The organism is Nocardia cyriacigeorgica (assembly GCF_029868385.1).
GTDB lineage: Bacteria > Actinomycetota > Actinomycetes > Mycobacteriales > Mycobacteriaceae > Nocardia > Nocardia cyriacigeorgica_F.
Genome location: NZ_JARWNX010000016.1, coordinates 1 through 19387, shown reverse-complemented (window position 1 = coordinate 19387; position 19387 = coordinate 1). Strand labels below are relative to the sequence as shown.

The window sequence follows — 19387 nt, the reverse complement described above, 5'->3', positions numbered from 1 at the left end:
TCCTGGAATTTCTCATAAAACAATGCGAATGACAGCATGAGTACCCCGCACCACCCCCAGGGGCGGCGTTGTCGGATGTGAATGTTCGGTTGGACGGCGAGCGGGCCGCGCGAACGGCCCGAGCCTCAGATATCCAGTTCTTCGATCGGCGGACGCTCGGCGATATCGGCGACCCGCTCATAGAGCTTGTCGGGCATCTTGCCCTTCAGTTCGGCGAGGGTATCGACGATCACCAGGGTGAACTCGCCCCAATCCTGATCGCCGACGCCGAACATGCGCCGCCAGCTCTTCCAGTCCTTCCAGCCGTGGTTGGGCACATCGGTGAGGTCGTCCCAGTTGGAATACTGGGAGTGCAGCACGAACTTGCCCTTGCGGCTACGGAAGACCCGGATGTGCTCCATGCGGGTGTCGTTGACATCGCGCCATTCGCCCAGCAGCGCACCCTCGAACCGGACCTGCCGGACACCGTTGTGACCGACCCGGAGCACGATGTCGTCGAACCCCTCCTGTTTGCCCTCCTCCAGTTCGATGAACCTGCGCAGCGCGGTGACGACGGCCCCGGACAGATTGCCGCCGACGAGTTCCTGCGCCCGCTGGAACAGGGGGAGATCGTCATCGGCAACGTAGATCGTCTTGTTGGGCATGCCAGTGACTATACGTAGATGTATACGTACACGCAAGACTTGTGTGAAAAGTGCTCCCGATCAGGCTGAACTCCGGCCGCACCCGCCCCGTATCTCCTCATGGGCGGCGCACAGCGCTGCCGACTCGGCGCGGGAAGGAGGTTCGATGCCCGACAGAGTGGTGGACTATCTGGTGCGCACGATGCCCGACCTCGGCGTGCGACATATCTTCGGCGTCGACGGCGCCAATATCGAAGACCTCTACGACGCCATCTTCGACGCGAGCGGCGCGGTGACCGGTGTGGTGGCCAAACACGAATTCTCCGCCGCCACCATGGCCGACGGATACGCCCGCTCCACCAGCGGACTCGGCGTCGTCGCCGCGACCTCCGGCGGCGGCGCGATGAATCTTGTTGCCGGACTTGCTGAATCGTATGCCTCCCGAGTTCCGGTGCTGGCATTGATCGGTCAGCCGCCGACCGCGCTGGAAGGCCACGGCGCATTCCAGGATTCGAGCGGGCAGGCCGGTGCGATCGACGCGGTCCGCCTGTTCAGCTCGGTCAGCCGCTATTGCGCCCGCGTCGCCACCCCGGCCGAACTGCCCGAACGGCTGGCACGGGCGCTGCGGGCCGCCCGGCGCGGCGGGCCCTCGGTCTTGCTGCTGCCCAAAGACGTCCAGCAGGCCGAGATGGGCGGTATCGCCGCGTTCCGACCCGATCCGCGCGCCACCTGGCTCGACGACGACGAACTCGAGCGCGTGATGACCGCACTGGAAACCGCGCACCAACTGGGGACGGTGGTGGTCATCGCGGGTGATCAGGTGGCCCGCGACGACGCGCGCACCGCACTTGCCGAACTGGTGGCCGAACTGGGTGCGCTGGTCGGCGTCGCACCCGACGCCAAGGACACCTACGACAATGCCGACGCGGCCTTCTGCGGTGTCGCGGGCACCATGGGTCATCGGGAACTGGCCGAGGCCATGGAATCCGCCGCGCTGTGCCTGCTGGTCGGCACCCCGATGCCGGTCACCGCGCGCACCGGCCTCGACGATCTGCTGGCGCGGACCACGATCGCCAGCATCGGACTGGCCATGCCGCATCTGCCCGCCATCCACGCCACCTGCACCGATGTCGCCGTCGCGCTGCGCACCATCTTGGAGCGACTGCGCGGCGGTCACGACGGACATTCCGATCCCGACCTCGCCGAATCCGCCATCGCGCCCGCCGCACCGCCCGATCCGGGGTCGCCGGTCGCCACCGCGGTGCGCACGACCCGCGTCACCCGCACCGCCCCGGCCCGCACGCTGACACCGATGCCGGTACCCGAATCGCATGGCCCTGGGCTGCGCTACCGCCATATCGTCGACGCGATCCAGGCGGCCCTGCCCGCCGCCGCCGATATCTTCGCCGACGCGGGCAATACCGGTGCGGCCGTGGTGCACGAGCTGCGGGTGCCGCGCGACGGGCGTTTCGTGGTCGCGCTCGGTATGGGCGGAATGGGCTACGCGTTCGGCGCCGGTATCGGTTCGGCCTTCGCCCGCGCACCCGACGGCCACCGCACCGTGGTGATCGCGGGCGACGGCTCGTTCTTCATGCACGGTATGGAGCTGCACACCGCGCTCGAGCACACCCTGCCCATCACCTTCATCGTGTTCAACAACAACGCCCACGCCATGTGCGTGACGCGCGAACAACTGCTGTACCGGGATCGCTACAGCTTCAACAGATTCCAGCCGGCCCGGCTGGGTGACGGCGTCGCGGCCATGTTCCCGCGGCTACGCGTCTGCTCCGTGCACACCCTGGCCGAACTTCCCGCGGCGCTCACCGAATGCCTCGGCGGTCCGGGCCCGGCGTTCCTCTCGATCGACTGCGATCCCGACGAAATCCCGCCGTTCCTGCCCTTCCTCAGGAGTACACCGTGACAGCAAGCGCCCTGCCCGCCCTCAGCGACGTCCCCGACGAGGTGATTCCCGGAGTCCTGCGGATCGAGAACTCCGATAGGGAGGCCACCACGCCGATCATCATGGACATGCTCCGGTCGGTGTATCCGCACGACCAGATCTATGGCGATTTCTGCCCGGTCCAGGCTTATATCGCGGCCCCGCCGCGCGGGGTCTACGAATATCTGGCCGATACCAGATCGCTGGAGGAATGGACCTACAGTCTGCGCGGATTCACCGAAACCGATGAGCCCGGCCTGTGGCTCGCCCATGATCGGCTCGGCGATTCGACCGAGATCTACACCCGCACCGTCGCCAATCCCGACGCCATGACCGTCGACTACCACTGCGCCTGGGACCAGGGATTTCACCTGTGGATGGTGTATCTGATGCGGGTGGTGGACGCGCAGGTGGTGTTCGACAAGCCGGGATCGGTTGTGCTGTGGGTGAATTGCCGCCACCCCTTCTACGACGAGAACGGCTATCCGGATACCGCGCCGCCGAAGCGTCCGGTGTGGGTCGGCGATTTTTGGGACATGTTCTCCGCCGGGCATCAATTGGAAATGGACAATCTCAAGGCGATCTGTGAATACCGTGCCGCGCACGGGCTGCCGATCAAGCCGGAATGGATGAGTCGATGACCGATCTCGACATCGCTCCGTCGCCGCGCCCGCCGGTGGTCAGCCTGGTCGATGTGGCGAGCTATCTGCCCGGTGAACCGGTCGGGACGGAGTATTTCACCCAGTTCTCCCGCTCGGATCGGATGGCCAAGAATGTCATGTTCCGTTCGCCGAAGACACGCCATCACGTCGGGCGCGATGAAACAGCGGTCGATATGGTCGAGCGGGCGGTGGCGCCGCTGATCGCACGGCACGGAGTCGATTTCCTGTCGAAGATCGACATTCTGCTCACCCATACCCAGCTGCCCGACAACCCGGTCATGGGCTGCGGTCCCGAGGTGGCGCGCAGGCTCGGCGCGCGACCCGGCTGGGTGTTCGATCTGCACAATGGCGGCTGCGCGGCCTTCGTACACATGATGGCGCTGGCTCACACCATCATGCGCACGTCCGAGGCCAGAACCGCGCTCATCGCCGTCACCCAGAACTGCGCCGGCCCGGTGTTCACCCAGCCCGATATCCGCAAACTGGCGCACGCACCGGTGCCCGGTGACGGTTGCGGTGTCGGCCTGCTGGTGCGTGACGACAGCGCGCCGATTCTGGACATCGAATGCCGCACCTATCCCGAATTCGCCGGCGATATGGACTTTTCCACCAATGGCGACCGCAAGTACTGGGAGCCCGGCGAAGGCCAGGGGTGCGTGAGTTTCACCGAATCGAAGATCACCAAGGTGTTCGTGCGTGGGAATCGGCTGGTCCCCGAGGTGGCGTTGGCGGTGTGCGATCGGATCGGGGTGAAGGGGCGCGATATCGATACGTTCGTCACCAATCAGCCCAATCGTCTGTTCCTGCGTAACTGGCACGATGCGCTGGAGCTACCCGCCGAGCGTCATCCGGATACGTTCGACTCGTGCGGAAACCTGTTCGCCGCAGGGATTCCGGTGACATTGGATGTGGAGAACCGAGCGGGCAGGCTGCGCAACGGTTCGGTGGTGCTGATGTCGGCTTTCGCGCACGCCGGTGATTTCGCTGCCGCGGCGGCGGTCCGATGGGGCGCTGCGCGATGAGCCTCCAGCCATCCGTCCGGCAGGCAACGCGTGGAGCCGTTCTCGCTCACACCGGTCGATGTCGCCACCAGAGCGGCTGCGCACCGGGGGCGACGATTCACCCGGCTACCCGAAGCCGAACCACCCTCGCCGATGCTCACGCGGTGCTTCAGGCGTCATCATGAGCATCCACGTCGCCGACCGCAGCCGTTCATCACGACGACTCCCGGCCGCCGCGCCACCGGCCCGGTTCGATCTGAGTTTGAGCGAGAACCCTTTCCCGCCGCTGCCTTCGGTGCGCGAGGCGATCCAGCTGGAGTTGGGGCGAGCGAACAGGTATCCCGAATTCCTGCCCGCCCGACTGCCCGGCCTGATCGCCGACCATCTCGGTGTTCACCCGGATCAGGTGGTGGTGGGCTCCGGCGCCACCGGGGTCGCCATGCAGATCCTGCACACACTTGCCGGTCCGAGCGCGGAAATGGTGCTCGGCGTACCGACTTTCGACGGCTACCCGATCATGGCCGCAATGACCGGCGCCGACCTCATCGGTATCCCGCTCGACAGCGCAGGCGATCAGGACCTGCGAACCATGGCACGCGCGGTCGGCGACCGGACACGCCTGGTGGTGCTGTGCCGACCGCACAACCCCACCGGAACGCTCGTGTCGAAACGCGACCTGCACCGGTTCCTCCGCGCGATCCCCGCGCGGATACCGGTCATCCTCGATGAGGCGTACGTCGAATTCCTCCCGACCGACGACCGTATCGCTCCCCACGCCCTCCTGGCCCGCCACCCGAATCTCCTACTCCTGCGCACCTTCTCCAAGGCCTACGGCCTGGCGGGCCTACGCATCGGCTACGCCCTCGGCAACCCAGCCCTGATCACCCGCATCCGCCGCCATCAACTCCCCTTCGGCACCCCGACCCTCGCGGTCACCGCCGTCCGCGCGTCCTACGCCGCCGAACCCGAACTCGCCGTCCGCGTCGCGCGGATCATCGAGGAACGCGATTCGCTGCGGGCCGCCCTACGCGATATCGGTATCGACGCCCCGCCCAGCTACGCCAACTTCCTCTACCTCCCCGGCCCCGGCGTCGCCACCGCCCTCCGACGCGCAGGCATCACCGCAAAGGCGTACCCGGATGGAAGCGCACGAATAGCGGTCGGCGATATCGATGCCGGACATGCGGTGATCGACGCCCTCCGGGCGGCTGCGGCGGGACAGGGGGCGGACGTTCGTATCACATGATCGCCGGGATAGGCGCGCCGGTCACTGAACCACTCAGTCAACCAGTTATTTCAATCGTGGAAATCAAACATCTTGCAGTTCAACAGCTCTGACGAACTTCAAGACATGTCGACCCACTTGCATAATGCTTCCCCCGATCCGCCCGAGGAGATCGGCCAGGGCGAACGATGCCCATGGCGCCCATAGGCTATGGTCGAACGTAGATGTAGACGGATGGGGATCTCGTGAGCGAAGCACTGAAGGTAGAGCCCACCCATTTGGATGGAGCGTCGACAAAGTTGGCCGAATTGGCCCAAGGTAATGCGTTAACCGAGACTTACTTAAAAGAGTGGCTCGATCTTCCAAGCTCGGAAGGGGGCCTGGTCTTACGCGGCGTAATCGACGTGATACAGAATGCGTTGATCCAGCTGCAATCGAATTATGCGCGATTAGGTCGAGTAACTAGCGAATCTTCTGCGGAATTGGTCAATGCAGCAAAAATGTATCGAACAACGGATCGCGGCGTTGCAGAAGCTTTGGATCGCACGTATGAGGCGGATGACGAGAATTGACCCAAGACCCAACCGAATATCTGACCGCGCCGGAGCCTGACGATCCGGTTCCGGACATGGTCGAGCTGGCCACAAACGCCAACGCCGTGTCACCGGCCTACTGGCTGAACGGCATCATCAAAACCATCACAGGCTTCGATGCACTGACGATAGTTACCGACTACGTCGCGGGCGACTGGGCAGCAATGCAGAAGGCCGGCACCGCTATCGAGAACCTCGCAAAATACAACTCCAGCTACGCCACCGGCATTGACAACGCGGTCAAAGAGTTCGAGGAATCGTGGCGCGGAAATGCCGCTGACAGTTCTCGTGCATACTTCAATTCACTCATTGAAAGCCTTGACGAACAGGTCGATCCTTTACAGCAAATCGCTGATGAGATCAAGGCTTTCGCGCTTTCGTCGTATGGTCTTGCGCAGACTGTCTCTGGCTTGGTGCAGACTCTATTCGACCTTGCTGCGATGTATGCGATCAAGCAGGCGGCGGTCGCCGCGTTGGGTGCGACGGTCGCCGGTGCACCGGCTGCCGCGGCGATGCAGGCCGCCGCAGCATTGGACGCAGCACGAATGATCAAGACTTGGATCGACATATGGGGCAAGCTGGGCCTGATGTTCGCCGGCTCCGAGGGAACAATCGGCCTGATATCGGCAGGCATCAATGGCGCTGTCGAGTCGGTCGAGCTGCCTGCCATCAACGCCAGTGGCTACGACCATCCCGGAGTCTATACATGACATCTCCAGAACCAATTCTGGACGTCGCTGGGGACGATCCCGCCGCGTCCCGCCAACTGTCCGACGCACTTCGGATCATTGCCGCGAACTCTTCTGACCCTGCTCTGCGGGATCAGATCAGCGCAGTCCTGAACGGAGATCTCCAGGTACGCGACTTCGTCCGCGCCGAAGCGTTCAGCCAGACTCTTGATCGCGTTATGCCTGCCGCGCTGGAGCATTACGAGACGATGTCCGAGGAGGAACGCCGGCGGCTGGCCGAGCAAGGCGAGACGGAACTCGAGCGCTACCGAGCAGCGCTCACCGATTCAGGTCCACCGCCGGTGCGGGATAGCTCACCTCCAGATGCTCCTGCACCTTCGGCGCCCGAGACGACCGCTACCCCACCTGTCGTTCCCGATGCGGCGGCCGGCCACGTAGTTCCGGGCACCAGGAAGCCCAACCGCGATCTGATCGTCACACCGGACGAACCAGACGACGACGACCTCTATTATCAAGACCGGCAGCGGCGCGGATGGCTGGAGTAGCCCATCTCCCGGTTCGAACGGATGTCGAACCTACCCATATCTCGATGCACCTGCTGAACCCACTACCTCCGGTATGCAGCCGACACGGCGAACCAGAGGTCGAGCGTCGAGACACCACCATAAGCTTTCACTGGCACAACCGAGTTCGAGTGCAAACCACAATGGGGTCAACGCTCGCTCGAGGTTGGCAGAGGCTACAACGTGTCCCGCAGACAACGGCGACCGAGCTGTATGGGGAATGGCCCGTTTGCGCACGATGCATCGGCCAACGGAGAATACTGCGGGCAACCAGCCTCACGCTCGTAGCAGCAGGTCTCGTGCCACTACTCGGGCTCCTCACGGCTGGCTACCTAGGACTCATCACAGGGCCTCTATCACCGCTACTGGCCCTCGCCTTCATGCCGGGCTGGTTCCCGGGGCTCCTGATCATCGCCTACGCGGCCCACGAACGCGCGACCAGATACGTCCGAATCCAACCAATCGAAAGCGACTCGGTAATAGTCATCCGCGGCCACCCAGCCTTCGTCGCAGCGGTGCATAGTGGCTCGAACTGACTCGTCGGCGGTATCTCTCGCCGCGATCCGAGTGAGCGAACGATGCCATCCTGCTCGCTCAGTTCTCGAACTGGTCACCGACGCAACCCACCGACGCTCTGTTCTCTAGTTCCGCGCCCGCGCCCCTCACCGGTGCGGCTCGCGCTCAGCACGGCCTGTATCGAGTCGAGCGTGCAACACAGACCCGTGGGCAGCGATGTGGTCGGCTTCCAGCCCAGGACTGCGTGGGTGTGGATGAGATTCGGTGGGCGGGTGCCGCTTCGGACCGTGGCGGCGACGCCCGGCGGGATGTCGGGCCCGGCGCCGCTTTCCGGGCTCGGCGGTGTTTCCAGCCAGCCGCGTCCGGCGAGGTCGATGGTGAGGCGGGTGAATTCGGACAGGGCGATCATCGGGCCACCGATATCGACGGGGCCGGGAATGTCGCTGTCGAGCATGGCGATCACGGCATCGGCGACGTCGGCGACGTAGATGAACGAGCGTGCCTCGTCGTCGGTGAGGTACACGGTTTGATCGCGGAGTGCGGCGGCGCAGATCGTGGCGCCGATTCCGCTGCCGGGCCGCTGGTGTGGCCCGTAGACCTCGAAGGGCCGCACGATGCCGACATTCGCGTCCGGATAGTGCCGAGCGGAGGATTCGGCGATGAGTTCGGCTGCGGCGCGGAGGCGGTCGAGCTCCGAGCCGCCGGTGGCGATACGCGCGCGTCCACCGGATGGCGTCGCGTGCGCACCGGAGACGACGATGCGGGCCGAACGAGCCGACGCCAGATCCAGCGCCGCCAAGGTGCCGGTGGACGCCGCCCGGATCGTCTCCACCGGCCGCCTGCGGATATCCGAGCCACCCGCACCGGCCAGATGCACCATGTGTGTGACGCTGTCGAGATCGGCGAACGCGCCGACCGCTGTCACATCGGCCTTGCGCAGAGCGAACCACGGATGCGCATGGAGGTGAGCGATCGTGCTCGCCCGGCCTGTGCTCAGGTCGTCGATTGCGGTGACCCGATCACCGCACGCCAGCAGCGCTCGGCACAAATGCGAACCGAGGAACCCCGCGCCCCCGGTGACTACGACATGGTTCACGACACCACCTCCAGTCGCCGGTATCGCCGCGACGAATCCGGGGTCATGCGGCCCGCCGCGACCAGCGTGGCGAACGCCGCCTTCTTCCGCGCGCAATCGTGTTCGCGGTGATGCCGCATCGCCTGGTGCGCGTCCTCGAGTGAGAGCGGAGCCAACGGAAGATCGCAGGTCCACGATCTGTTCCTGCTGACCGTCCGGGTGGAGTGGCCAACCGTGGTCCGGCGATGCACCGGGGCCCGTTGCGGCTGTTCGGCGGGCCATAAGCACCCGATGATGAGCACCGCGATACCGCAGCCGGCAAGCACCGACGCGACGCTGGTCATTACCTGCCAGGAATCCATGGCAATCACCCCTGATGTCTTTCGTCGTGGACCTTCTCGGTGAGTCCGTCGAGGACCTGGCGCAGGGTCGCGATATCGGTCATGGCAATGGAATCGCCGCAGCGATCGGTGTACGTGCGCAGCGCAGACTGTCCGACCTCGCGTCCGCCGGGAAACTCGAGCCCCCGCAACAACGCCCGCTCCCGTGGGCTCGTCGATTGCGGCGCGAGCCGCCCGAAACGCACCAGCGTGCTGTACGCGACCCACTTCCAGGCACATCGCTCGATCCGGCACTCCCGATGCCGCCGCATCAGCTGGTGCGCCAGCTCGACATCCGCCGACTCGCAGACAACCAGTGGTGCGACAACGTCGTCCGTTCCCCTCACGCGACTGCCACCTCCATACGCCGAGCCACACCCCGGCGAGGCAGACATGAGACCGAACCGTGCGGCGTATCGCCTGCCTCGGGCCTCGCTCGTGCGATCGTTTCGGTGGGCACGGCAGGTTCGTCGGCGACCGAGGATCGGGTCCAGGTGGTTGCGGGGCAGACGGTTTCGAGATCGAAGCCCTCATCGCAGATACGGGCGGGGCTGTCGTCGACATGCGCCAGGTCGAAGACGACGATCGTATCGACACCGAGCGCCGCGGCAATGCCGAGCGCGTAGGCGATCGGGTCGGCGTCGTCGGACGGCGGACGGACCGTATAGACATAACGCCGCCCCGAACCGACCGCGTATCGACGTATTTCGGCGGCATGACGCACCGCATGCGGCCCCGACACCGCCTCCCGAACGAACCCGATGACCGCCGATCTGCCGTCACCCGGCCTGAACTCCGCGGCATGCGGATATGACATGACAACTCCCAAACCTGATCGATGGACGAACCTCCGACACGTCCGAACCGGCCGCGGCTACGAATCACCTTCAGGTGGCGGAGCCATCGGCAAGCTCGCTGCCAGGCGGGACCGCTTGCGGATGGTGTTGCGATGCTGGGGGATTCGTATGGGGTGAGTCGTTGCGGTGATGCTCGAACGCTGAGCTCAGGAGATCACGAGAGCACGCGCGCGCCAAGGGATTCAGAACAACTGGATCCAGTTCGACCAAACGCCCACGAACGGTTCCGATTCCATACGTGAGTTGTTCCGAAAATCGGATCCGATTGTTCCGCTTTTACAGACGAAAGCAGAAACGATGACCAACGACGACACACCATCAACGTTGCCCCGCCGCCAGATCGGCCGGTTCCTGCGCGATGCCCGCCAGCGCAGCGGCCTGTCTCTCGATAGAGCAGCGGAGCTTGTGGAACTTAGTAAGACGGCACTCCATAGGATCGAGACCGCAGGGGTGAAGAAGGTCAGAGTTCGCGACGTAGACGCTCTCTGCGCTCTGTACGAGGTCGAGGAGACCGACACCCGGCGTGCCGTCGAGCTCGCCAAACAGACCCAAACGCCATCGTGGTACACCGCATTCGCCGGTCTGTACGGTGACGCAACCTTCAACATGCATGTAGAGCTTGCTGCCGCAGCACGTGAATTGGTTGCGTACCAGGAGATCGTACTGGGCCTGTTGCAGACGCCAGACTACGCACGGGCGATGATCGGCGGGTTCTACAAGAACGCAACCCCCGAGGACATCGAGCGGCGGGTCGAGCTGCGGATGAAGCGGCAAGTAGCCGTCACCCGCAAGTCCGATCCGGTCAAACTCGAACTACTGCTGCACGAATCAGCGCTACACCGTGTCATCGGCGGGCCACTTGTCATGGCAGCTCAGCTGCGACACCTTGCCGAGATCGGCAAGCTTCCGAACATCTCGATTCGCATACATCCCTTCTCCGCTGGATGCACGAATGGACTGCTCCACGGCCCCTTCGTGACTCTCGACTTCGGCACAGACAGCAAGGGACGGCCTGTTGAGCCACCGCTGGTCTACCTCGAAGGAACGGTGAATCCCGACATCTATCTCGAGGCCGCAGATGACGTACGGCGCTACCATGAACTTGCTTCGGCGATACGGAGTACAGCACTGAGCGAGACACAATCGCGGGAACTGCTCAGACGGGCAGCAAGGAGCTACACAGCGTGAGCATTCATCTGTCGGGGAAATGGTTCAAGAGCAGTCGAAGCAGCGGGAGAACCGACTGCGTCGAGGTAGCTTGGCTCCGAGGCGACCGCGTGGGCGTCCGGGATTCGAAGAATCCAGCTGGACCAGCGTTGATCTTCGCTCCAGATCAGTGGGACGTGTTCGCGAGCGCTGTACGAGCGGGCAAGTTCACCCAATAGCCCGACACCCACCCAAGTCACCGCGTTGACCTGGGTTTTCACTGAATCACCAGTTTGTTCCGCCTGCGGTCCGGAACGTGTTCGGATCGCAGGCAAATCAGTGGAACCGATCGCGCACTCGGTGCGTCCTACACTACGAGCGGACAAATCGGTGGCTGGACGGGAGCAGCGGTGGGACGACGAACGACAGCAGCGGTAGCAATGCTTGCGGGAGCCTTGCTGGCCGCAACTGGGTGCGATGCGGCCAACGAGGGGACCGCGACTCCGGTATCGACCACGGATAGCGCCGCAGCCACCGAAGCCCTGTGGGACCCCTGCACGGAAGTCGATAGCGCCACGCTCAACCAACTCGGCGTTGACGAATCAACCCAGGACAGCACGGTTTCGGGGGTTGAGAACGTTGAGGGGTGGAAGAAGTGCTCATGGCACGACACTCCAGAGTGGAACTACACGCTCACGGTCTGGTCGACCGCGCATTCGGTCGATGACGCAAAGAAGGACACCAAGAACACCGATTATTCCGAAGTCACGGTCGGTGGGCGCGCCGGTGTACAGTTTCGAAAATCTTACGACCGCTACGACGAGAAATGCTATCTCGCATTCCCATCTGGTTCCGGGTCAGTTCAAGTATCAATCTTCAATATGACCTCCTCCGGCGAGGCAGGGGACCCGTGCACACGCGCAATTTCGGCAGCAGAAGCGTTGATGCCGTCGATCCCGGAATAAGGGGGCCTCAGCATGACCATGAACGATGAAATATCGCGCTGGCAGTACCTTTCCGACGAAGCCAAAGCCGGGCGGCTGTCGATCGACGATTCGGTCGCCAAGGCTTGCCATACCGCGATACAGGATCAGATAAACGTATACAAGGCCGCCCGTCAAGGCATCGAAGAAATGGCCGTTGTGACCGAACTCGGCGAATTTGCCTGCGGTCAAGAGTTGGCCAAGCTATTCGGCCTCAAGGCAGTCGACGCCGAGGGCAACGGCGACCTCGATACCGCCCTCCGGGACCACATTCGAGTCCTGGAGCTCATGGGAGATACCATCAAAGCCACTTTGGATCGCCTGCAAGAGCAAGATTCCACCAATTCGCAAGGCTACAACGGCGTCTAACGCGCAGGGGGTGCACGGTGCTCGGTCTTCCATCGTTCGAAACAGTTGTCTCCAATGTCGGCAAGCTGGTTCTATCCGGCCCATTGGGTGCGGTACTGACCTCCAACAACGAATTCGACTCCGCCGCCAACGCTTTGGCGATCGCACTGGGCGATCAAAGCCCGGAATCAATTGCCGCTCGCAATCGAATCAAGGATCTGGCCGATAATCATTTCGATGGCGAATTCCACGATCCGCGCGTTCCCGATGCCCTGTTCGGTAATGTCCGCAGCGAAGACCTGGACGAGCTGTACCGCAAGGCCCAGGCCGTCGACGTCGCCGCCATGACCACGTTGCACCAGGCTTGGCAGTCTCGTGCAGAGAAGCTGGAAGCCGGCCTCACCACCTTCGGCCCCAAAATCCTTGCGGCGATGGAAGACACCTGGCAGGGCGAGTCCAAGAAGGCGGCCGCGCAGGGGATCATCGACTATGTCGAGAAGGCCAAGAGCCTCGTGTCGGGCACGAAGATCGTCGCGGGCAAGGTCGAGCTGGTGAAATCGGCGGTCGAGGTCACCAAGGCCAACGTCCAACCCAGCCCCGACACCAGCGGTTGGGGCAGCAAGGTCGCCAGCTGGACACCCGGCCCCACCTGGAAAATGAATGAAGACCGCACCAACGCGGCCGAAATCGCCACCTACACGATCCTCGAGAAGGTCTACCAGCCCGGCATCCGCGAGGGCGATACCGGCCAGCCACGAATCCCGCTGGCCTACAACCCCGTCCACGATCCGGGCACCGTCCCCCCGGTCGCACCCCCGCCAAGTTCGTGGCCGCCCGACGGGCGAGGCGGCGGCCAATGGGATCCGCCCGCCAACCCCGGTGGCGACGAGGAAGAAGAGATTCCGGGCACCACCGGCGAGGAAACCGACGACACCAACCCAGCGGGCGTAGACCCGTCGACGAACCCGTCGAGCCTCGGCAACACCACCACCCCTGGCCTCGGCACGCCCGCCTCCACCACTACGGCCTCGACCGGCACCAGCGGTTTGCCCGGAACCGGCTACGTCCCAGGCGGTCTCGGCTCCGGCGGTCTCGGCTCGCGATCGGGCGGCGGCCCCGGTTCCGGTTCGGGCGGTTCCGGTTCGGGCGGCTCGGGCTCCGGCATACCGGGCGGCTCGGTCTCCGGCGGCCCCGGGCGATCGCTCCCCGGCACCGGCGGCACCGGTATCGGCACCGCGGCCGCCGCCACCACGGGCGCGACGAACCGAGGTGCCCGCCCCATGGCCATGGGTCCGATGATGCCGCCCGGCGCACGCGGCGGGAAAGCGGACGACGAGAACGAGAAGGCCAAGTCCGCCATCGCCGAAGCCCTGGTCAACCAGCGCAACGGCGAGGAACTGACCGGCCTCGACCCCGAACACCGACCGAAGACCGTGCCACCGGTCCTGGGCGAATAACGCCCACGATGACGACGATTCGCGGCCGCGCCCATGCGCTGCCCGTAACTGCGCGACGAGTGCGGAACTGGGCGAGCGCAGAACCGGACGAGCCCAGAACCGCGCATGCGCACAATCCGACGAGTCCAGAACCGGCCGAGTCCAGAATGCGACGAATCCAGAACCAGGCGAGTCCAGAACCGGGCGAGCGCACCACCGCGCGAACCCCAGAACCACGCGAGCGCACCACCGGACCGAGCGCACCACCGGGCGAGCCAGGGATCAGGTAAATGCAGGGATTGAGCGAATGAGCACAGGGTGGACACGATGACACAGCGCACCTGGACCCTGTCCGGGCTGGAACTCACCGTGCTCTGGCACGCCATCGGCCGCGACATCCTCCCCTACCCACTGCAATACCGGCCGTCCGAACCCACCGCCGACGCCTACGACCGCGCCTACAAATCCGCCGCCACCCGCCTGCAATCCATCCTCGATGAAGACCTGTACGGCCCGTTGCGCGTCCTGGTCGAACCCGAGGCCCGGATCGAGGTGGCCGGATTCGCCGGCGCCCCGACCGGAGTCCCACCCCGCGCCGACGCCGACCCCACCACCATGCTCCGCATCCACACCGCCGTCTCCGGCGCCGGTGCCGTCATCCTCACCCAGGAGCCCACCGCGAAACCGAACACCGGCGGCGCCGTACGCATGGAATACCTCCGCGCCCGCAACGCCGCCGCCCGCGTCATCGCCACCCTCCCCGAAGCACGGCGCGGCACCGCCGAAGGCTTCCAGGTCAACCGCACCGACCTCGAATCCCCCGACGACGCCCCCTTCACCCGCTTCCGCGACGATTCGCCCCGCTCCCAACACGACCGAATCACCCGATTCTTCGAACGCCCCCGCACCACAGTTGCCCACATAGCCGTCTACCCCGGCCCAACCTTCGACAACCGCCCCACCCCCACCCGCGACTTCCACATAATCGACTACCCCGAAGGCCGCTACCGAATCCGCACCACCGCCTCCATCCACTCCACCCCCACCAACCCTCGAGACCTCACCACCCACCTCGACAACCTCCTCACCCGCACCCTCCAAGACCACCGAGAAGACAACGACCACACCTACCGCTGACCCGTCACGAAGGTCTACCCGGAGTAGCCGGCCGAGCTGGAGTAACACGCCTGCCGACCGACGCGGTGAAGCGGCGGCACCGATTGCACGCTGGCGGCCATAATCGAGGGAGGGTGCGCTTCGCTACTCATCAGCACTGAGAGGCCCTCGGTGTGGGGGGCAGGCGCTCGCATGAGCAGAGACGAAGCGTTTGGGCAGCCTTGAACGACTATCGCACCCGGGCAGGCAATTTGCAGGACTACCGCAACTACGGCACGGTAATCGAGTGCGCGTTCAACCCCCACTGGTGAGCTCGCTACGCTTCCGTTTCATCAACGACGAAACACGATGCGATCACGCCGGTCGGGGAACACCCTGACGCGGGTTGGGGGACGGCGCCGGATGTGTGGATGAACTCGGGGTCATAACGTCGAACCGATGAGGTCGACTACAATTCCACTTGCAGCCGTCGGCGCGTACGCGGCGGTTGTCAGTTTCGTCTTCGCGATCACTGTCGCCGAGACGATCTTCTTGTATCCGAACATGTTTCGAGATGTACCCGAGTCGCTGGCGTTGTCCGATGAGTTCATGACCGTGGTGGATATCGGAGGCGTGATGCGGCCGATGGGCGGGGTGATGACACTATCCGCGGTGATCGCGATCGTGGTGGCGTTGTGGACCCGACAGGCGCGGGGCTGGGTCGCAGCATCGCTGGTTTTCCTGATCAGCGGTCAGTTCCTGTCGATCCTCTATCAGTGGCCGCGGGCGAGCATCTTCGGCGAACGAGACAGCCACACCGTGGCGGAGATCGAGCGCGCGACAACAGAATTCCTCGTCGGACACGGATTCCGGATCGCCATATCGCTCGCAACAGCGATACTGGCGATAACCGCAGTATTCTCCCTCTACCGCGCTCGCATCCTCGCGCAGACACAAGCGAATCCCGCGACTGAGCATGCTCTCCCGAGTTGATCTTCAACCGCCGGATTCGTGCAGGTAGCGGTCGCGCGGGCCGCGGGTTGGAAGCCGCGGCCACTTATCGACGCAGATCTCACCCACTTCGCCAACCCATTCTTCTGACACGCTGCCGATAATGAAATTTGTGACGCTCTGCCTACCCATAGGCGACGAGCGCTATTCTAATCAGATCACCGACCCAAGTAAGGGCCAGGAGTTCCAGGGTCTGATTCAGAAATTCACTCGTATGGTCCCAGAAACCGCTCTCCATTGAAGTGGATTAAATGTGTTGGATCTTCGGAGCACCAAACCTCTGTCTCCCAGGCAATACTGGGAAGGTATTTCCGCATCTCTTTACGGTCAGGAAAACAGGACACATACACAAGGCCCGGGGTGGCAGCCTTGAACAGAGCAGACAGTTCTCCGCGGCGCTTCGAATCTACAGGCCCATGGGAGTTAGCGGCTTCCATGAGGACAAGCCAGTCCTTGTCCTCCATGTAAACGACAAGATCCGGCATCTTTCCGTGCATATCGAAGGTCACTCCGAGTTCGGCGAAGCGCTCTTTCTCGAAGACTACAAATTTGTCGCCTGCATCTCCGACGTAGAGCAGCTCGCCCCCGGGTGTGAATAGTGAACAGAAATCCTCTGTCATCTGCTTGACGAGCGGGTTCTGTCCCCCTGGAGACAGGGTGAACTGTTTGCCATCAGCGCTGCGAACAGGGATGCGATTCATCTCTCGGGCCGCAGCATATCGCGCCTTCAAGCCCGGCACTTCCGCGAGATAGTCGGCAAGCGCCGAGTCGAAGCCTGGAGCCCCGAAGCGCTGGATGACTTTCAATGCCGCAATCTCCACCTGATAGTTCCACTTCGGCGAGTTTTTCGGCCGGTCGGGCTTATCAGGATTCTCCTGTACCAGCAGAGCCTCCACGAACTGATGGAGTGTGAAACGCCGGAAGGTTTCGCGGGTGTTGGGCTTGTAGTTGCGGCCGTACTCGTCGCGTATCCAGTCCATGATCGACCGGGTTCCGAGCATGGGGTTGGCCGCTGCGCTCCACGAGTCCGCTGGGCGCAGCCGCAGAAGAGCCAGGAGAGTCAGTGCCGAACGTTCATTGGACCGCTCTGCGTCCATACCAAGCGCGTCGAGCAGTGACCTTGCCTCGCTGACCCTGGCGGAGATGCTCATCACGCAGCAGTGTCTACCACATCGAGAACCTTCTCGACTAGCTCATCGACCTCGTTCTGGCCTGGAAGTTGTTGTGGTGCAAGCGAACCCAGACTCCGCAGTGCCTCACGATCCGGGAATCGCAGGGTTCGAAGATCGGTGGCGTTCACCTGAGTATGCCCAGAGAACGTGCGAAAGAACCTGTCTACAAGCAAGGAGTTGAGCCACATGGACAAGCCGAAGGCGGTGTCTCGGTCGAGACCTTTGCCACCAACGTGGAAGACGTTGACGTGATTCTCGAATGCGACCGGGCCGGGTTTCTGTTCCGGCGACCACACTGCCGCCACGATGCGGCGACGCTCCTCCTTCGAAGAGAACCGCTTGACGACGCAGTACCACCCCTCCGGGAGGAGCAGTTTCTCGTCCTTGCCCGTCGCCGGCGAAAACCATTGCGGTTTCCGGATCTCGCGGGGCCAGCTGACCATACCGCCGCGAATGTTGCCCGGATAGACGAGCGGGACCGCGTTCTCAGAAAACTCCGTGAGCAGGCATTCCTTCGATCGAAAGTCGACGACGCGTCCAGTCGAAACAGAAATTCCAAGGCTCGCCAAGGTGTGCGGAAAGGACAGCATCCGCTCAGCGACCTCGGTGTCGTCGTCGTTGGCTGCGATCCTGACGAATCGGTGGGGATCATCGGGGTGTATGACATCGGAGTACGCCACAGCACGATGCAGGGCGTCGTCCTCATGTCCGTCGCTCGTTGACAGCGTCACTCGATCACGAGCGCCACCGCGGGTCCCGGAGAAGATCACGTTTTCTTGCAGCACGCCAGTATCGGCGAAGACCGTGGAACGCGACTCGAAAACATGCACCCTGTCCAACGCGATCTCGTCCAGCAGATGGCTGCGAAACGCGCCGAAATACGGGCCATTACAAAACGATCGAGGCGTGATAGCAACAAGCTGGCCGTTCGGGTTGAGCGCGACTGTTGCCAGCGCCAGAAAAGCCGCATAAAGGTTCGGCGCGTCCACACCGATACTCCGCACCGCTGCGCGTGCCGACGACGACGCAGCCAGCTTGGCATAGGGCGGGTTCTGGATGACCAGATCGAACCCGGTCAGCCGGTCATCTGTATCGAGGCCGGTTGCTTCGGCAATGTAGTCGGCGGCAACCAACTCAGTGGTCACGCGACCCCCACCTGCGGCCGAACAGGCGTCAAGAGTGTTTTCCAGGAACGGGATGACCGAAGAGTCGCACTCGACGGCAACGACATGTACCGACAGTCGCGGACGCTCGTCGAGGATGCGGGACACAAGCGCCGCGCTCAGCATTCCAGAACCTGCACCGGGGTCAAGGACCCGGAGGTGCCCTTTTTCGGGCAGGCGCGGCATCCTGGCAATGAGCGATGCAGTGCGTTCTGGAGTAAAGAACTGGCCCAGCGCCTCCCGGCTCTTGACCTCGAGCCCCGAGAGGGCAGCTACGCGGTTCCGCTCCGCCAGGGCCAGGAGATCGCGTCGCATCCGGCCATCATGCCGCACCGGCAAGAACGAGCCAAGCCCAGACCGACCGTGTTGCGCGTGCGGTAAGGACGCCCTGAAACCCGATAGCTCGGCGTGGTTCCGACCCCGTTCACCCACTGTAGAACAGCATCGATGCTCGGTGCGACCTGCGCTACGGCGCCTTCAGGGTCACTCCGCTGTCACGCACACCAACCTCCCGAACGCATCGCTCAACGCCTCCAACGCCTGCCCCCATCGGCCTACGCAAACCATCCACATCGGTCGCAGGAGTACGCAAATCGTCCGGCTCCACCTGCACCGGCTGCGCACGGCAATCAGATCCCGGGCCATCTCTTCGACCTTATGCACCGCGTTGTGTCGCGGCATGGGGATCTTCAATCCGTCCAGCACCACGATGGTGTGGGTTCCTTCGCCGAAGCCCTGCGGCGCATTCGCGGCCGCAGGGCACAGCCGGCGGGTCAGCGGGTGCGCGGATCCTTCAGCGAGGCCATCGCTTCCATGAGCGAGGAATGAATGGCGGTCAGTTCCGGGGTGGCGAACGACTCCCAGGACTGCTCGCCCGTCCCGTCCTCGGCGGAATCGGCCTGCTCCCAGT

The 19387-nt window shown here is 63.7% G+C and carries 21 protein-coding genes; 14 read left to right on the top strand and 7 right to left on the bottom strand.

Features of this window, described 5'->3' with window-relative positions:
* Positions 1-125: 125 nt before the first annotated feature.
* Complete coding sequence (locus QH168_RS00775) at positions 126-644, bottom strand: EXLDI protein (protein ID WP_280232400.1); 519 nt, start codon at positions 642-644, stop codon at positions 126-128.
* A 145-nt stretch (positions 645-789) separates the two neighbouring features.
* Between QH168_RS00775 and QH168_RS00770 the strand changes: the two genes are divergently transcribed.
* The 7 genes from QH168_RS00770 (at position 790) to QH168_RS00740 (ending at position 7277) form a co-directional block, all read left to right on the top strand.
* Entirely contained in the window at positions 790-2544 is a 1755-nt protein-coding gene (locus QH168_RS00770) for a thiamine pyrophosphate-binding protein (RefSeq protein ID WP_280232399.1), read from the top strand.
* Positions 2541-3203 carry an SRPBCC family protein gene (locus QH168_RS00765; RefSeq protein ID WP_280232398.1) on the top strand — a complete coding sequence of 221 codons (663 nt, stop codon included), beginning with the start codon at positions 2541-2543 and terminating at the stop codon, positions 3201-3203. Before QH168_RS00770 ends, QH168_RS00765 begins: the two co-directional genes overlap by 4 nt.
* Positions 3200-4246: a 3-oxoacyl-ACP synthase III family protein gene (locus tag QH168_RS00760; RefSeq protein WP_280232397.1), complete on the top strand. Its 1047-nt coding sequence runs from the start codon at positions 3200-3202 to the stop codon at positions 4244-4246. Before QH168_RS00765 ends, QH168_RS00760 begins: the two co-directional genes overlap by 4 nt.
* 160 nt (positions 4247-4406) lie before the next feature.
* Positions 4407-5471 carry a pyridoxal phosphate-dependent aminotransferase gene (locus QH168_RS00755; protein ID WP_280232396.1) on the top strand — a complete coding sequence of 355 codons (1065 nt, stop codon included), beginning with the start codon at positions 4407-4409 and terminating at the stop codon, positions 5469-5471.
* 224 nt (positions 5472-5695) lie between these two features.
* Positions 5696-6022: a type VII secretion target gene (locus QH168_RS00750; RefSeq protein WP_280232395.1), complete on the top strand. Its 327-nt coding sequence runs from the start codon at positions 5696-5698 to the stop codon at positions 6020-6022.
* A complete protein-coding gene (locus QH168_RS00745) occupies positions 6019-6753 on the top strand; it encodes a WXG100 family type VII secretion target (protein WP_280232394.1) in 735 nt (244 codons plus the stop codon). The genes QH168_RS00750 and QH168_RS00745 overlap by 4 nt, the downstream gene beginning before the upstream one ends.
* A complete protein-coding gene (locus QH168_RS00740; RefSeq protein ID WP_280232393.1) occupies positions 6750-7277 on the top strand; it encodes a hypothetical protein in 528 nt (175 codons plus the stop codon). Before QH168_RS00745 ends, QH168_RS00740 begins: the two co-directional genes overlap by 4 nt.
* Before the next feature lie 628 nt (positions 7278-7905).
* Here the strand turns inward: QH168_RS00740 and QH168_RS00735 are convergent.
* The 4 genes from QH168_RS00735 to QH168_RS00720 are packed head-to-tail and all read right to left on the bottom strand — an operon-like array spanning position 7906 to position 10083.
* Entirely contained in the window at positions 7906-8907 is a 1002-nt protein-coding gene (locus QH168_RS00735) for an NAD-dependent epimerase/dehydratase family protein (protein ID WP_280232392.1), read from the bottom strand.
* The gene (locus QH168_RS00730; protein WP_280232391.1) at positions 8904-9248 is read right to left on the bottom strand and encodes a hypothetical protein; all 345 of its coding nucleotides are present in this window, start codon (positions 9246-9248) and stop codon (positions 8904-8906) included. Before QH168_RS00730 ends, QH168_RS00735 begins: the two co-directional genes overlap by 4 nt.
* 5 nt (positions 9249-9253) lie before the next feature.
* Positions 9254-9613, bottom strand: a complete 360-nt coding sequence (locus QH168_RS00725) for a hypothetical protein (protein ID WP_280232390.1) — start codon at positions 9611-9613, stop codon at positions 9254-9256.
* Positions 9610-10083: a hypothetical protein gene (locus tag QH168_RS00720; protein ID WP_280232389.1), complete on the bottom strand. Its 474-nt coding sequence runs from the start codon at positions 10081-10083 to the stop codon at positions 9610-9612. Before QH168_RS00720 ends, QH168_RS00725 begins: the two co-directional genes overlap by 4 nt.
* A 337-nt stretch (positions 10084-10420) precedes the next feature.
* On the opposite strand from QH168_RS00720, the gene QH168_RS00715 reads away from it, so the two are divergent.
* From QH168_RS00715 to QH168_RS00685, 7 genes are all read left to right on the top strand, one after another.
* Positions 10421-11311 carry a helix-turn-helix domain-containing protein gene (locus tag QH168_RS00715; protein WP_280232388.1) on the top strand — a complete coding sequence of 297 codons (891 nt, stop codon included), beginning with the start codon at positions 10421-10423 and terminating at the stop codon, positions 11309-11311.
* Positions 11308-11508, top strand: a complete 201-nt coding sequence (locus QH168_RS00710) for a DUF397 domain-containing protein (protein WP_280232387.1) — start codon at positions 11308-11310, stop codon at positions 11506-11508. Before QH168_RS00715 ends, QH168_RS00710 begins: the two co-directional genes overlap by 4 nt.
* Before the next feature lie 171 nt (positions 11509-11679).
* Positions 11680-12234 carry a DUF3558 domain-containing protein gene (locus QH168_RS00705; protein ID WP_280232386.1) on the top strand — a complete coding sequence of 185 codons (555 nt, stop codon included), beginning with the start codon at positions 11680-11682 and terminating at the stop codon, positions 12232-12234.
* 12 nt (positions 12235-12246) lie between these two features.
* Complete coding sequence (locus tag QH168_RS00700) at positions 12247-12621, top strand: hypothetical protein (protein WP_280232385.1); 375 nt, start codon at positions 12247-12249, stop codon at positions 12619-12621.
* A 17-nt stretch (positions 12622-12638) separates the two neighbouring features.
* Positions 12639-14057: a hypothetical protein gene (locus QH168_RS00695; RefSeq protein ID WP_280232384.1), complete on the top strand. Its 1419-nt coding sequence runs from the start codon at positions 12639-12641 to the stop codon at positions 14055-14057.
* 306 nt (positions 14058-14363) lie between these two features.
* Entirely contained in the window at positions 14364-15173 is an 810-nt protein-coding gene (locus tag QH168_RS00690) for an ESX secretion-associated protein EspG (protein WP_280232383.1), read from the top strand.
* A gap of 417 nt (positions 15174-15590) precedes the next feature.
* Positions 15591-16124, top strand: coding sequence for a hypothetical protein (locus tag QH168_RS00685; RefSeq protein WP_280232382.1), 534 nt, complete (start codon positions 15591-15593; stop codon positions 16122-16124).
* Between the two features lie 224 nt (positions 16125-16348).
* On the opposite strand, the gene QH168_RS00680 is transcribed toward QH168_RS00685, so the two are convergent.
* Positions 16349-17293: a BsuBI/PstI family type II restriction endonuclease gene (locus QH168_RS00680; RefSeq protein ID WP_280232381.1), complete on the bottom strand. Its 945-nt coding sequence runs from the start codon at positions 17291-17293 to the stop codon at positions 16349-16351.
* On the bottom strand, positions 17293-18792 hold the full coding sequence (locus QH168_RS00675; RefSeq protein WP_280232380.1) for an Eco57I restriction-modification methylase domain-containing protein: 1500 nt from the start codon (positions 18790-18792) through the stop codon (positions 17293-17295). The genes QH168_RS00680 and QH168_RS00675 overlap by 1 nt, the downstream gene beginning before the upstream one ends.
* Positions 18793-19387: the final 595 nt, after the last annotated feature.

Coding starts and splice junctions, on each gene's coding strand:
- QH168_RS00675 (WP_280232380.1), bottom strand. CDS start 18,792: ATGCGACGCGATCTCCTGGCCCTGGCGGAGCGGAACCGCGTAGCTGCC.
- QH168_RS00730 (WP_280232391.1), bottom strand. CDS start 9,248: ATGGATTCCTGGCAGGTAATGACCAGCGTCGCGTCGGTGCTTGCCGGC.
- QH168_RS00740 (WP_280232393.1), top strand. CDS start 6,750: ATGACATCTCCAGAACCAATTCTGGACGTCGCTGGGGACGATCCCGCC.
- QH168_RS00690 (WP_280232383.1), top strand. CDS start 14,364: ATGACACAGCGCACCTGGACCCTGTCCGGGCTGGAACTCACCGTGCTC.
- QH168_RS00715 (WP_280232388.1), top strand. CDS start 10,421: ATGACCAACGACGACACACCATCAACGTTGCCCCGCCGCCAGATCGGC.
- QH168_RS00700 (WP_280232385.1), top strand. CDS start 12,247: ATGACCATGAACGATGAAATATCGCGCTGGCAGTACCTTTCCGACGAA.
- QH168_RS00770 (WP_280232399.1), top strand. CDS start 790: ATGCCCGACAGAGTGGTGGACTATCTGGTGCGCACGATGCCCGACCTC.
- QH168_RS00775 (WP_280232400.1), bottom strand. CDS start 644: ATGCCCAACAAGACGATCTACGTTGCCGATGACGATCTCCCCCTGTTC.
- QH168_RS00685 (WP_280232382.1), top strand. CDS start 15,591: ATGAGGTCGACTACAATTCCACTTGCAGCCGTCGGCGCGTACGCGGCG.
- QH168_RS00720 (WP_280232389.1), bottom strand. CDS start 10,083: ATGTCATATCCGCATGCCGCGGAGTTCAGGCCGGGTGACGGCAGATCG.
- QH168_RS00755 (WP_280232396.1), top strand. CDS start 4,407: ATGAGCATCCACGTCGCCGACCGCAGCCGTTCATCACGACGACTCCCG.
- QH168_RS00680 (WP_280232381.1), bottom strand. CDS start 17,293: ATGAGCATCTCCGCCAGGGTCAGCGAGGCAAGGTCACTGCTCGACGCG.
- QH168_RS00760 (WP_280232397.1), top strand. CDS start 3,200: ATGACCGATCTCGACATCGCTCCGTCGCCGCGCCCGCCGGTGGTCAGC.